We start from the raw sequence: 13,712 nt of genomic DNA, 5'->3' as shown, positions 1-13,712 counted from the left end.
ATTATAAAGCACTTTTGTAACCATAGGTCCTCGCCATATTGCTGCACGGTCCTTATCAATAAAATATCCTATAGAAATGCTATGAAGTCCGTGTTTTACTATGGGCACAGCTTTACCATTCTGTATTTCTGGTTTTAAGTTTTCAGTACCAAGCATTTTTGGAATTGAAGGACCATATATATCTGCATCAACTAGCGCAGTTTCATATCCTAACTTTACTAAAGATAAGGCAAGATTAAGTGCAACCGTAGATTTACCAACTCCACCTTTACCTGAAGCAATGACAATTATATTTTTTACTCCCTCTATATTAAGCTGATTTTTGGGTTGCATGTTTTGACCTTTAACATTAGTAATAACAACAGTTACTTTTGTGACTCAGGTATTGTTTTAATAGTATTTTCACATTTTATTCTTAAATCTTTTACTATTTGTTTTTGATGGGAAAATTCAAGAGCAAAACCAACGTGGCCACCTTTAATAACAATAGATGACACAATACCAAGAGAAATGATATCTTTCCCGCTTTCTGGATCAATAACTTTTCTCAGTTTCTCTCTTATAATTTCTTCATTTATCATTTTTATCTTAAAATTTAGTTAAAGAGCTTGTAAAAGTTTAATTTATATTATATCAAATAGGCAAATTTTTTAAAACCATATATAGAACCATAGTATAAGTTAGTTGTTTAAAAAACAAATGATGATAGAATGATCATTTGTTATTTTTTACTCTCTTATGAAATTAGGCGTTAATATTGATCATATTGCAACAATACGAAATTTACGTAATACTCGTTATCCAGATATCCTTGAAGCAGCTTCTATTATAATAAATGCAGGAGCAGATTTCATTACAGTGCACTTAAGAGAGGATAGAAGGCATATAAGAGATAATGATGTATATGAATTAAAGAAGCACATTTATCCTAATAAACTTAATCTTGAAATTGCAGCTACGCAAGAGATGCTTGATATAGCAAAAGAAGTTAAGCCACACTCAATATGCCTTGTACCGGAAAAAAGGAATGAACTGACAACAGAAAGTGGTTTAGATATTTTCAATATGAATGAGTTATCTAGTATAATAAAGGATATGCATCACTCTAATATAGAAGTATCACTATTTATTGATCCTGATATGGATCAATTACAGCATATTGGAAAATTAGACATTAAACCAGATATTATTGAAATTCATACAGGAGAATTCTGTAATGATCCTTCTGAGAAAAGTTTTTATAAAATAAAAAAAGCTGCAGAATATGTGGTTAAGCAAAACATAGAATGTCATGCAGGCCATGGAATTAGTTATGCAACGGCAAGGTCAATAGTAGAATTAATACCTCATATTTCAGCTTTAAATATAGGACATTATTTAATAAGCCGAGCTATTCTTTATGGACTACATAAAGTAATAAAAGATATGAAACAAACGCTTTCCCAAAATTAATTCCATAGCTCTGCAACATCTATGTCAACATCTATATAAAGTTATAGATGAATTCTTACTCCAACTTCTAAGGCATGCATGCCGTAGCTGTTTACAGTGAGGATTTCTGTATTAATGTTCTCCTTAAATACATCTTTTTCATTTTCTTGTGTTACTGTTCCTGTTTTTGTTATAAATTCACTACTTCCTATGGTGCGGAAATATCTATATCCGAAATATACATCTGTATTTTTATGACTGAAATAATTGATACCAGCTTTAAGTTGGATGGCAGGATTAAAGGAATCTGTTATATTAAATTGTGTTATTCTAGCAACACCAACTCCAGCACCAGCGTATGGAGAAAAACGTTCATTTTTCCATTCACGATAAGCACTAACCATTAATGAGGAACTTTTTACTTCATCATTATCTTTTAATATAAATATTCCTTCTTTACCGTCTGCTGAATCTGTAATTTTTATTGGCCCATCTGTTAAGCCGCGATTATGCACTCTAATACTGGAGCGTGCAAACTCTAGTTCAAATCTATAATCATTATCCTTAATTTCTTTCTTATAACCAAGTGCTAAACTCGCAGCAAAAGGCGGGCTGTAACTTGGTTTATATTTTGTTAGTTCTTGAGCTTTAGTATCTTGACTATTAAAATCATTAACATACCAGGTTTTATCGCTATCTTTTACTTTAATTTCACCAGTACTGTTGAAAAATTCGTTGTGATAACTTCCAGAAATATAGATATTTTTCTCAGCAAATGATTGATGTGATATCAGTAAAGCAACCGCTGTTGCAATAAACATTTTTTTAGTAAGCATTTTGATCTCAATATAAAATATGTAATATAAAAAGTAATAGTTATAAATTAGTAAATATTAAAATAGCTATAAAACATTTTTGAGTTGCATGTTCTATTATATAGTTTAACAAATTATACTTATAAACCAGTGAACAGTTATGTTATTTTAACTATTGAATAATCCCATTGCATGCTTAATAAAATACTTTTTTAACAAATCAGAGTTTTCAACTATCATTAAACCAATATTTCTAAGCATTTTAATAGGTAATATTCTATTAGAAAATATTCTATTTATTCCGTCAGTTGCAAGTGCCATACTAAAATTATCAGTATATCTATCACGTGAGATTTTATTTAATACATAACTGCTTCCACAATCAATTCCCTCTTTTTTTGCACCAACAATATGTTTTATAACACTGTCAACATCTCTTATCCCTAAATTGAATCCTTGCCCTGCAATTGGATGAATAGAGTGAGAAGCATCACCTATAAGTAAAACCCTATTTTTATACAGATCCCTTGCAAATAAAAAATTTAATTTATATATCTTTCTTGTTCCTGTAAGCTCTAGCTCTCCTAAATAAGAACCAAATCTTTTTTTTAATTCTATAACAAATTCTTTATCAGTTAAGTGCATTAGCATACCTGCAACTTTAGATTCTTCTGTCCAAACTATAGAGGAGGTATAACCACCCTTCATAGGTAAAATTGCAAATGGGCCACTAGAAAAAAAATGTTCAACAGCTAGATTTTGATGATGCAATTCATGTATGACGTTACATACTATACTGCTTTGTTTATAATTAAATTTGATTGTTGGTATGGAAAGTAACTCACGCAGCGCAGAATTTTTACCTTCTGCACAAATAATTAGCGAAGATGTCAACCTTTTATCATCATTAAGAATGACTTCTGCGTAGCAACAATCATATGACACAATTTCATATGGAATACCTGAGTATATATTAATTTTATCGAGAAAATTATTATTTATCGCATTCCATATCGTAGCACTATCAACAATATAACCCATAGGTTCTGTACTAACTGTTTTATGATCATAGTGCACTGTAACTGGGCTATTTTCATCCAGTATCATAATGTCCATTATGGGTTCTGCGTCTATATATTTCCAAATACCAAATTCTTCTAAAATCTTCTTGGACCCTTGAGAAATAGCAAATGCTCTATTATCATTAATAGCGAATGGCAAAATATTTTTTTCAATTACAGCAACAGATATGGATTCCTTGCTTAAACCGATAGCAGTGATAAGGCCAAGCATTCCACCACCTGAAATGATGATATCGTAATTCATTGTTACTTATAAAGTATATAAAATTATAAATAAAAACTTGAACGCAATCAATTAAGATATTTTCGCATTACTTTTTTATGAATTGCAATTAGCTATTTCTCGTAGTAACAGCTACATCTTTGTTCACCTGAACGAAGTGTTTGCTTTGCTAAATTTTCTACTGTTACATTATGTAATACACACCAGTCTTGATGTTGTTGCCTATTGCTGTCTTCAGTAGCATTACTAGATACTACATGATGGATTACAGTATGAACTACATGAACTACATGTGTTATACCAACTACCACTGGAACTGGCATTATTTGTATTACTGCATTGCTTGGTATTATATTACAACTATTAGTAGATGTAATATGACTATTACCTATAGTTGCATGATGATTATGCAATTCTTCTATATTCTCACTATCCCAGCTATTAGTAGGTGCTACATTACCACGATCTATAGTTGGACTATGACTATTCATGATGGCTCTTCTATCTTCTTGTTGAGCGTGCTCATACAACTGATTTTTCGCCTCATTTATTTGTTCTACATGTAAAAGATTTTGTGGCGTATGTTTTTCCTTATTATCTTCAATACCATGGTTAACGTTTTCTATTACTCCAGAAGTTGATTCTTGTTGTGGAAGTTCACTCTTTTCTGTAAAAGTAATACTTTGTGTTACTTTAGCACTAAATACTTGTTTTGATACTTCTCTATCACTCTTTTTTGCAGAACCAGATTTCTTCTTTTTCTTTTTTTTACTTGCTCCACTATTTAGCTTGCTTTCTTGTTTCTGTAATAACATTTCCTGTTTACTTTCTTGCTCTTCTTGTATCAATGCTTCCTGCCTAAAAATTATTTCTTCTTCTTTTTGTTCTCTTGATTTTTCAGATTGATAAATAAGACTTATAAGATGGTAAAATATATCAATCTTCTCATCGTTTAAAATCTTCTTTATTTTGTTCAATATGTCTGAAATCTCTATATTTATCCTGAATATATCTATAATTACCTTGCAACTCTGATTTTTCTATTTGTTGTAAATGACAATATTGATTATATATTACTTGTGATAGTTCATTAAAACCTTCATTAAATTTATCTCTCTCAAATCCTAACTGAATAACTTTATCGAAATTATTGCAAAAAAATTCTTTGAGATTAGATACAGCTCCTGAAAACACAATGCACCGAAAAATTTTTAACCTAAAATTATCATAGCAATTATTGGCTAGGTAAAAATTTATAAACTCTAATAAGCACTCTTCCTTATTTCTTTTATATATATCAAAAACTTTTTTATGAAAGTTCTTAAGGTGACGTGGTATATTATATCTTTCTTTATCTATAGGCATAAGAATATGCATATAAATTTTAAATTTCTCAGTTATATCCTGTATACCCTGAACAAATAGATCTTTCCTTGCCATATATCATACTATAATAAAAAATCGTATTAATTTTTAATTTTCCGTGCAAACCTTTTACACTTCTTAAAAAATTCAAAAATTTGCTCCCACTTTGTTTCTTATATGTGATTCTGGTAGTTCCCCAAAATTGTTCTTTGTTAGTTACCATTTTCCCCCTCTCATAATAGAATTATGTCTATAGAACCTAGAAATACTCAAAAAGTAAGCCTGTATTACTTACTTTGAAGTAATCGAATCCATGCATGCCAATCTCTTTCTCCGAGATTTCTTTCGAAGGACAAAAGATCTCGTACAGCTTTCGAACAAGTTTCTTCACTTGGGACTAATAATTCTTTATTCATAGCTAATGCTAGACATTGAGTTTTGCACGCCTGTTCTAAATGATATGTGTAGAACATTGCTTCTTGTATGGTATGACCACACGTTATAGATCCATGATTACGCATTAGCATCACAAAATTTTCTCCAAGATCAGCTATTAGTCTTTTTCCTTCTACATCATCAAGTGCAAGAGAATTGTAATTATGGTAAGAAATCTTATTGTAAAAGTGTAATGCCCACTGACTTATAGGAAGCAAGCCATCTTTTAAGGAAGAAACAGCTACAATACAAGGTACATGCAGATGAAAAATTGCCTGAATATCTTGCCTTGCTTGGTAAATAAAACCATGAATTATATAACCAGTTTTGTTATATTGATATTCTTTACCTTCTATCACATTACCATTAAATGATACTTTCATTAATAAGTCTTCACTAACTTCGTTGAAGCATATACCAAATGGATAAATATAAAATGACTTTTGATCCTCAGCACGCACAGATAGATGAGTATATGTATGATCGTCTAATTTTAGGTGAGATAAAATCTTATACGCATAGACCAGATCACCTTTCAAATTATTCTTGGTTAATAGCACAATTTACAACAAAACCCTTTTAAAACTTATACAAGATACTCACAGCAAATCAATATAAAAGTTTTTATAAGGTATCATAAATAAAAAACTACTTTAATACCATTCTATTTTAAAGGACATACATAACAATTAATATACTAGCTTCTTGCATTGGCTATCCTCAAGTATTTATTGTAATTCTATACATACAATAAACTTCCCATTTTCAGTTTCAAGCCCTGACTCTATACTATTACTCCATTCTATCACTTCTGCGTTGCACACTGCTTGCAAATCATTCTGCGTAGATTGGCTAAGTTTATTTTCTCGATGATTTATCACCAATTTCTTTATTATATGTTTAACTGAAATGCTATTATCTGCCTTTACCTTCCTTACGAGATCTAATATCTGTATACAGCTGTCTCCTTCCTCTTCTGAATGCCTATCATAAGCTGGTTCTTTTGGCCAATTATCCCGATTATGCACTGAATCATAGCTATATAATTGATGATATATTTCTTCTGTGACATACGGTAAGAAAGGAGCAAAAAGTCGCAAAATAGTATTTAATATGTATGTTAAGTTCTGTTTAGCGCTTAGATTTGCTTCATCACTTACTGTATCTCCATATGCACGCTTTTTCACTAATTCTAGGTAATTATCACAAAAATCTTTCCAAAAAAATTCCTCAATTGTATTTAAAGCTTCACAGTATTCAAATTGTAACAGGTTATTTGTTGCTCTTTTTATAACTTTATATAATTTAGACAATATCCACTTATCCATTGTTTCATTGATTGAATTTAATTCTAGTTTTTGATTTTTTATGATAAAAGTAGAAACAAATTTGCTAGCATTCCAAAGCTTCGTTACTAGGCGCTTACCAATTCTAAAGATATTTTCAGAAAAAACTGTATCAACTCCAAGCCTTGAATTTACAGCCCAATAACGCACTACATCTGCACCATATGTATCAAGTATCGATTTAGGGGTAATGATGTTACCTTTAGACTTACTCATTTTTTTCTTATCATCAGCTAGGCACCAGCCACTAATCATGATGTTTTTCCATGGCAGAGAATCTGCATGGTAATGTGCCTTTAGAATCGTATAAAATGCCCAAGTTCTAATTATTTCATGGCTCTGACTTCTTAAGTCAGCAGGAAAGATTGTACTATATCTATGACTTGGCAAACCAAGCTCTTTATTTATCGAGAGTGCATTCAGCTGTGGAGTAATAGCACTAGTTGCCCATGTATCCATTACATCTTGATCTGCAATAATTTCTTCCTTGCTATATCCATGAGGCAGGATACGCAGTGGATCTATGGGTAAGTCTTGAATTTCTGGTAAAATTATTTTACCTTCTTCTCCTTTACGTTTTGAATACCACACCGGAAATTGCACGCCAAAATAGCGCTGCCTTGAAATGCACCAATCCCAATTCAACCCTTCAACCCATACTTCCATACGCTTACGCATGGATACAGGATGCCAATTACATTTTTTTATTTTTTCTAATATTTGTTCTTTCTGATCTAAAACCTTTACAAACCACTGATAAGTAGGAAGTATTTCAAGTGGTGCACCAGATCTTTCTGCACACTTAACAGAGTGAGTGATGCTAGTGCTTTCAACAAGCAGCTCTTGCCTAGTAAGAATTTCAATCATTTTTTTTCTTGCTGCTACAGTTTTTAGTCCATTAATTTCATCAAATTTGCTCCCATTTATTTTGCCATCTTGATCAATAATGATCTTAATTGGCAAGTTGTGCTTTTGATGCCAATATAAATCAAGTTCGTCACCGAATGTACAGCACATAACAAGCCCTGTACCTTTATCTATTTTGACTTTATCATCAGCAATTATTGGTACTTTTTCCTCTGTTATTGGTACCACTGCTTTTTTCCCAATGAGATGAATATAACGCTCATCTTCTGGATGACAAAACACTGCAACACATGCAGGCAAAAGTTCTGGACGTGTAGTTGCAATGTGAATTTTTTCATTTTCTTCAGTAGAGAAAACTATTTTATTTAATGAAGATTCAAAGATTTTATCTTCTATTTCTGCCTGTGCAATTGCAGTTCTATCAACAGGGTCCCAAAGAATAGGCTGCATTTTCCTGTAAACATACCCTTTATTATATAGATCAATGAACGACATTTGAGAAAGCGTAATAGCTTCTTTACTAATTGTGTGATACTCCAAGTCCCAGTCATAGCTGATACCTACAGATTTAAATAATTCTTTGAATTCTTGTTTTGATTTATCAATCACTTCATGACACATCTGAGTAAACTTTTCTCTTCCAACTTCTCTGGCACGTACTTTATAAATTTGTTCAACCAACCTTTCGGTAGGAAGACCGTTATCATCAAAACCTATTGGGTAAAATACATCTTTCCCAAGCATCCGCTGAAATCTTGCAATAAAATCTGTATGACAATAACTAAATATATGACCTATATGAAGCTTCCCTGATATCGTTGGTGGGGGAGTGTCGATGGTAAAAGTGTTATTTTTTGTATAGCTCCACTTATAAACTTTACTACCTTCCCAAAGTATATTGTATTTATACTCAATATCTTTAAAATTATATTTTTCTTCCAACATATTTCATGATGTTTTAATTTAAGGTAACCTAATTAAGTGAGGCTTGCAACTATATTCACAAATTCATCCTTTTATAGAAATGGAAATGTATAGGTAAAGGTTTATGATTTGATTAATATAATTATTGACTAATCTACTATTATAGTATATAATTTAACTTTAAACTTATGGAGCTAATCATGGATGCAGAATTAAAAAAGAAACTACAGGAAAGGTTTATGGAAAATCTTTCAAATATAGTTACTGGTGATGATAGTAATGATAATGCTGAAAGCATTATATTGCAGATCATTGATCAGTTAAAAGCTGATAGATCGCTTAATGATAAAGTGCGTTATAGTGACACGGAAGGAACACTGCTCTATTACGTTCTCCGTTTTGATACCCAAGGTGAGGATATAAATAATAAAGAAAAAAGGTTAAATAGTCCTAAACTAAAACAAATAGAAAAAGTTCTTAGAGATGCTGGAATAGGAGAGTGGGGAAGAGAAGTACCAAAAGAAGAGTTAGGAGAAGAAACACTAGAAGGGTTAAGATTGTATGCACATTTAGATAACAGACAAAATTTCTCACCAGAGAACTTATGAGAGAAGTCAGACGATCATCTAGAAGATAGCCTACAATAGAAGAAATGTTTAATCATTTTCAAGAACAGAGTCGAGAATCGAACGTCAGACTGAATGAGCGTATACAAAGAATAACAGAAGAATTATCTCAGGATCTGAGAAATGTTGAAGAGAATTTGAATAGAGAGATTGGTAGAATTGGAAGGGAAGTATTATCCAGAAACCCTACAGCGCAGTCCATTTCTACAAATTTAACCGATTCAACTACTGAACAACTTAATAATCAAGATAGACGAAGAACTGACAATGGATGTAACATACAATAATGTGCTAACTTAGCAATTATAATGGTAAAAAAATAAAGAGTTCTATTTGTTCAAATTTTGTTGCTTATTTTACTATCATAGTTATATTATTTAAATTTAGTTTTAATTTAATAGATGGGTATAAAATCAAGAGAACAACTATTATATAATGAATTTTTTACAAACCTTTCAACACTAGTCGTTTATAGTAGCGATCACGAAACTCAAGCTGTGTATAATGATTTAATAAAAATTATTGATCTTTTAAAAGCTAAGAAGTTACTTAATAAAAATATTAAACATTGTAACATTGATGGAACACCGCTAGATTATATAATTCATTTTGATACCTAAGCTTACGGTACAAATAATGCAGTAAGGTTAGGTAATAAGGCACTCAAAGAAATAGAAGAATATTAAGCTTTTCCACAAGCTTAACAGATGTAGCTACTGAACAACTAAATAGGCAAAGAAGTGGTAATAGATGATAGAACTCATGATGTACCAATTTTGTATAGGCAGTAAATCTCTAGATCAAAGAAAGTGTATTATTGCTACTGTTCTTGTAATTTTATCATAAAGAAGTTGCTTCGTTGTTTATCAAATGCTGCAGGTATTATATAAATTGCAAATACTATAAAGTTCATGGCTGCAAGATGAATCTCGTATATAATATATTTACAGAGGTTGGCTAATTTAAGATAGATGCTTTAAACCACAGTTATGGATTAAAAATAGATAAAAGTGCAGCTGAGGAAAACAGGGTAAACTCCAGTATTTAAGCAATAATTACCAATAATTTGGCACGATTCAGAAGGCTGTTATTTTTTGGTTTTAAGTTATATCAGAGGCTTGAAACTTGTTGTTAATATTTAGACCTCTAGCATAACTGTACTCTACTAAAAAATAATATGAGAGTGGTGATGAGGTTTGAAAAAATAAGCAAGTTGGAAGGCGAAAAGAGGAAAACCATATGTATGGAAGACCGCTTGCTGATGGCGTTGGGATATTTGAGGAAATATCTAGTATAATTACGTAAAGCTATGGAGTGAGCGAAAGTGCCTGCTATCGTAACATTCGATTGATAGAATACGGATTTTGTGTTGTCATGGTGAAAAGAGCTCTTTAAAAGTGACATGGAACTTGATGCAACCGAGACTCCCATGGAAAGACCAAAACAAAAAAGATTTTATTTAGGAAAAAAGCATAGAATACAAATATTCACAGGAAAATATGGCAATGTATACGACTTTTTCGAACGGAAAACGGCACGATTTTCAAGTTTTCGAAGAGTAAAAAATTCATATTTTAAAGGTTTTGGCAAATATAGAGGTTTGCAAAAAAAAATTGTCGCATAGAAGGACGAAAAAGTACTAAAGAAAAAAGGAAAAGAGCTTGCGAATCAGAGAGTAATCGTAGAAAATGTGATTGGCTTATTAAAAAGGTTTAAAATTTATTTACAGATCGCTATCGAATAAGATTCAATTTTAACAGAAAGCTAAGGAGCTTGGTTTGTAGCATTAAATGATCTCAGAAAGATCTAGAAGATATTTGTGTTACGCCAAGGCAAAGTAAACCAAGCTTTACATAACATAAATTCATCACCTTTCAGCTCCTGAGATAATATATTGAACCTTGAATCGTTTTGTTCAATATTCTATATAGTCAAGATTAGTAATTGATTTCATGCTGTTGTAAGCTGCTCACATTTTCCACTTGAATGGTTTTTGCAAATTCACGATCTTGAAGACTTTGTGCAAATTTACAATCTTCTTGTTCTTGAATGTTCTGTGCAAGCTTATAATCTTCTCGTATCTGCTTATTCAGTAACGGCTCAAAATGTGCATTACCTTGATTTATTATATGCAAAATATTTTTATCATTATAATCTACAACATTAACATTTTTTGAGCCTTCATTATCTATTAATTGATCACAGATTTGCCATTTGCTGTCAATTGTATGCCTTTCTGCAACGTGAAGCTTTACGTCATATTTTTTACATAATATTCTGCCTTCAATATCTGGGTCACCCCATCTATTACCCAAGATATCCTCTATATATGAATCTATATTCTCAGTGTGCTTACCATCATCATCATAACTATTTTGTATAGCAGATATAAACCACTCTGGCGTAGTAGATGCAAATTCTAAACAATCCATTCGTAATTGTTCAATAGTAACATCTATATCTTTTTGTTCTTTTAAACTTTGCCTGAATGAATCAAAAAAACAGTGTCCATCACCAATTGATGAACCAACATAGAAATCGTAAGAATCAAAAAATCCGTCATTAACTGATGCACTATCATAGCAATCATTGGAATCAGAGTGTGACACCTTAGCCATAAAAACCCTATTGAATTAACTAATAAAATTATATATGAAATTTATAATAAATGCAAAAAGAAATTATAATTTAATTATAGAATATTATAGATTTAATAGATTATTTAATAATATGCTATACATTATAAATATGTTCTATACATGGAGAAAGTGTGCCTAATAGAAAAAATACTGAATTTTTATTAAAAATCTGTGAACAATGGAGTGATAAGTTTATAGAGAAGTTAAAAAATCATTCTATATGCAGCAATCTATCTGAAGATGCAAAAAGAAACATTGGAAAAATTGATTTAAAAGGTGATTATGAAACAGTTGCTGGACTATTAAAGAAAGAAATAATGTCATCTGATTCTGAAGTTTCGTCTTTAGAAGCTGGGGTTGCCATTGGTAATGCAGCTAGAGAAGCCAACGACTTTATACTTGGGAATAGGGAGCTAGGAGATAACAATAATAAAAAGTTAAAGAGTTTATTAGGAAAAAATAAAACTGATTTATTTATTTTTAACAGATTGAAACTCACTATACAAGAAATGGAAGAGGCTACAAAAAAAACTGCAAGATCTAATACAGATGAGGTGCGCCTAACAAGATTTTCAAATATTCCAGGTGCTACAAATTCTCGAAGTTTGCCAGGTAACAGAAGTTAATAATTTTGAAGTAAAATTTATTGAGTGGAATATAGTAATGATATGAAAATGGTGTTACATTAAATGTACATTTTAATTTTACACAGAAAGTATGAGTCTAAATTGCGGGATAGTTGGGTTACCTAATATTGGAAAGTCAACTCTATTTAATGCACTTACAGAGTCAAATGTAGCTGAAGCTGCAAATTATCCATTCTGCACAATAGAGCCAAATATTAGTAAGGTGTTCTTCAAAGATCAACGTTTGAGTTTGGTTCAACAAATTGCAAATTCAGAAAAGATTATCTATAGCCAATTAGAAGTTGTGGATATTGCAGGTCTTATAAAAGGAGCAAGCCAGGGGGAAGGTCTTGGCAATAAATTTTTAAGCCATATAAGAGAAGTTGATGCTATTATTCACTTGCTTAGGTGTTTTACAGATGAAAGAATAAATCATGTAAATAATAATATTGATCCAATATCAGATGCTGAGATCGTTGAAATGGAGCTCATTATAGCTGACATTGATAGTATAGAAAAAAGATTGCCTAATATTGAAAAGAAAGCAAAATTAGGTGATAAATTACTGAAAAATCAGCTGGATTTAATGTATGAAGTATTAACTTTGCTTAAATCTGGCAAACCTGCAAAAGATTTACGGAATATAAATAAAGAAGATTTGAAGTCGCTACAGTTGCTTACCACAAAGCCTGTAATTTACGTATGCAATGTTGAAGATACTAATGTAATTAGTGGTAATGCGCTGTCTAATAAAGTAAAAAAAATGGCAGAAGAAAATCAAAGTAAATTTTGTTATATCTCAGCTAAGCTTGAAGCAGATATTGCAAATCTTGAAAGCGAAGAAGAAAAAAGTAGTTTTTTATCAGAATTTGGTCTACAAGAATCAGGCCTGAGTCGGGTAGCACATGTTATGCATGAAGTGCTGGATATGATAACTTTTTTTACTGTCGGTCCGAAAGAGGCACGTGCATGGCCAATAAAACGTGGGCTAACAGCAGAAAAAGCTGCAGGGGTAATTCACACTGATTTTGAAAAAGGATTTATTAAAGCAGAAACTATAAGTTTTGAAGATTATATAAAATATGAAGGTGAGTTATCTTGCAGGAATGCGGGAAAAGTGAGGGTTGAAGGTAGAGATTATGTTGTGCAAGATGGAGATATAATGCATTTTAGATTCAATATTTAAGAAAGATTGAAAAAGAGATAATGGTTTTCAGCTATAAATGCAAGTTTTATTGATACTAAAAGGTATCAAAGCTATATTCTAGATGGGTATTTACTTAAGAATATATAAAAATTGCTGTTAAAAATGAGAAAGAAAAATAAAAAGTAG

General features: G+C 31.2%; 13 protein-coding genes and 1 pseudogene. 6 read left to right on the top strand and 8 right to left on the bottom strand.

Translation table 11 applies throughout. From position 1 onward, the window contains the following. Window positions 1–581, bottom strand: a pseudogene (locus V6U76_RS00415) (P-loop NTPase); the annotation flags it as partial. A 157-nt stretch (window positions 582–738) separates the two neighbouring features. Between V6U76_RS00415 and V6U76_RS00410 the strand changes: the two are divergent. Continuing rightward, window positions 739–1,452 (top strand): pyridoxine 5'-phosphate synthase, encoded by a 714-nt coding sequence (locus V6U76_RS00410; protein ID WP_333023021.1) that lies wholly within the window; start codon window positions 739–741, stop codon window positions 1,450–1,452. Between the two features lie 41 nt (window positions 1,453–1,493). Here the strand turns inward: V6U76_RS00410 and V6U76_RS00405 are convergent, their stop codons facing one another. The 6 genes from V6U76_RS00405 to V6U76_RS00380 all read right to left on the bottom strand — a co-directional run bounded on the left by V6U76_RS00405 (window position 1,494) and on the right by V6U76_RS00380 (window position 8,509). Further along, entirely contained in the window at window positions 1,494–2,267 is a 774-nt protein-coding gene (locus V6U76_RS00405; RefSeq protein WP_333023019.1) for a P44/Msp2 family outer membrane protein, read from the bottom strand. A gap of 147 nt (window positions 2,268–2,414) precedes the next feature. Continuing rightward, the gene (gene ubiH / locus V6U76_RS00400; protein WP_333023018.1) at window positions 2,415–3,572 is read right to left on the bottom strand and encodes a 2-octaprenyl-6-methoxyphenyl hydroxylase; all 1,158 of its coding nucleotides are present in this window, start codon (window positions 3,570–3,572) and stop codon (window positions 2,415–2,417) included. Between the two features lie 92 nt (window positions 3,573–3,664). Next, the gene (locus tag V6U76_RS00395) at window positions 3,665–4,528 is read right to left on the bottom strand and encodes a hypothetical protein (protein ID WP_333023017.1); all 864 of its coding nucleotides are present in this window, start codon (window positions 4,526–4,528) and stop codon (window positions 3,665–3,667) included. Further along, window positions 4,497–4,991 (bottom strand): hypothetical protein, encoded by a 495-nt coding sequence (locus tag V6U76_RS00390; protein ID WP_333023016.1) that lies wholly within the window; start codon window positions 4,989–4,991, stop codon window positions 4,497–4,499. The genes V6U76_RS00395 and V6U76_RS00390 overlap by 32 nt, the downstream gene beginning before the upstream one ends. A 212-nt stretch (window positions 4,992–5,203) precedes the next feature. Continuing rightward, a complete protein-coding gene (locus V6U76_RS00385; protein WP_333023015.1) occupies window positions 5,204–5,911 on the bottom strand; it encodes a class II aldolase/adducin family protein in 708 nt (235 codons plus the stop codon). 168 nt (window positions 5,912–6,079) lie between these two features. Next, window positions 6,080–8,509 (bottom strand): valine--tRNA ligase, encoded by a 2,430-nt coding sequence (locus V6U76_RS00380; protein WP_333023014.1) that lies wholly within the window; start codon window positions 8,507–8,509, stop codon window positions 6,080–6,082. 179 nt (window positions 8,510–8,688) lie between these two features. Between V6U76_RS00380 and V6U76_RS00375 the strand changes: the two genes are divergently transcribed. The 3 genes from V6U76_RS00375 (at window position 8,689) to V6U76_RS00365 (ending at window position 9,734) form a co-directional block, all read left to right on the top strand. After that, window positions 8,689–9,096, top strand: coding sequence for a hypothetical protein (locus V6U76_RS00375; RefSeq protein ID WP_333023013.1), 408 nt, complete (start codon window positions 8,689–8,691; stop codon window positions 9,094–9,096). Between the two features lie 44 nt (window positions 9,097–9,140). Further along, the gene (locus tag V6U76_RS00370; RefSeq protein WP_333023012.1) at window positions 9,141–9,401 is read left to right on the top strand and encodes a hypothetical protein; all 261 of its coding nucleotides are present in this window, start codon (window positions 9,141–9,143) and stop codon (window positions 9,399–9,401) included. A gap of 114 nt (window positions 9,402–9,515) precedes the next feature. Next, complete coding sequence (locus V6U76_RS00365) at window positions 9,516–9,734, top strand: hypothetical protein (protein ID WP_333023011.1); 219 nt, start codon at window positions 9,516–9,518, stop codon at window positions 9,732–9,734. Between the two features lie 1,317 nt (window positions 9,735–11,051). Here the strand turns inward: V6U76_RS00365 and V6U76_RS00360 are convergent. Continuing rightward, window positions 11,052–11,732: an OTU domain-containing protein gene (locus tag V6U76_RS00360; RefSeq protein WP_333023009.1), complete on the bottom strand. Its 681-nt coding sequence runs from the start codon at window positions 11,730–11,732 to the stop codon at window positions 11,052–11,054. A 152-nt stretch (window positions 11,733–11,884) separates the two neighbouring features. Between V6U76_RS00360 and V6U76_RS00355 the strand changes: the two genes are divergently transcribed. Both V6U76_RS00355 and ychF read left to right on the top strand, forming a co-directional pair. Beyond that, window positions 11,885–12,379 (top strand): hypothetical protein, encoded by a 495-nt coding sequence (locus V6U76_RS00355; protein ID WP_333023007.1) that lies wholly within the window; start codon window positions 11,885–11,887, stop codon window positions 12,377–12,379. A 91-nt stretch (window positions 12,380–12,470) separates the two neighbouring features. Further along, entirely contained in the window at window positions 12,471–13,565 is a 1,095-nt protein-coding gene (gene ychF / locus V6U76_RS00350) for a redox-regulated ATPase YchF (protein WP_333023005.1), read from the top strand. Window positions 13,566–13,712 lie beyond the last annotated feature (147 nt).

The sequence above is a fragment of the Wolbachia endosymbiont of Pentidionis agamae genome (assembly GCF_036711655.1).
Classification (GTDB): Bacteria; Pseudomonadota; Alphaproteobacteria; order Rickettsiales; family Anaplasmataceae; genus JAZHPY01.
The sequence above is the reverse complement of the archived record's forward strand: the minus strand, read 5'-3'. Positions and strand labels throughout refer to the sequence as shown.

Bases quoted from the DNA above. Each gene is read 5' to 3' on its own strand.
- ubiH (WP_333023018.1), bottom strand. From the start codon at position 3,572: ATGAATTACGATATCATCATTTCAGGTGGTGGAATGCTTGGCCTTATC.
- V6U76_RS00365 (WP_333023011.1), top strand. From the start codon at position 9,516: ATGGGTATAAAATCAAGAGAACAACTATTATATAATGAATTTTTTACA.
- V6U76_RS00405 (WP_333023019.1), bottom strand. From the start codon at position 2,267: ATGCTTACTAAAAAAATGTTTATTGCAACAGCGGTTGCTTTACTGATA.
- V6U76_RS00410 (WP_333023021.1), top strand. From the start codon at position 739: ATGAAATTAGGCGTTAATATTGATCATATTGCAACAATACGAAATTTA.
- V6U76_RS00375 (WP_333023013.1), top strand. From the start codon at position 8,689: ATGGATGCAGAATTAAAAAAGAAACTACAGGAAAGGTTTATGGAAAAT.
- ychF (WP_333023005.1), top strand. From the start codon at position 12,471: ATGAGTCTAAATTGCGGGATAGTTGGGTTACCTAATATTGGAAAGTCA.
- V6U76_RS00380 (WP_333023014.1), bottom strand. From the start codon at position 8,509: ATGTTGGAAGAAAAATATAATTTTAAAGATATTGAGTATAAATACAAT.
- V6U76_RS00370 (WP_333023012.1), top strand. From the start codon at position 9,141: ATGTTTAATCATTTTCAAGAACAGAGTCGAGAATCGAACGTCAGACTG.
- V6U76_RS00390 (WP_333023016.1), bottom strand. From the start codon at position 4,991: ATGGCAAGGAAAGATCTATTTGTTCAGGGTATACAGGATATAACTGAG.
- V6U76_RS00360 (WP_333023009.1), bottom strand. From the start codon at position 11,732: ATGGCTAAGGTGTCACACTCTGATTCCAATGATTGCTATGATAGTGCA.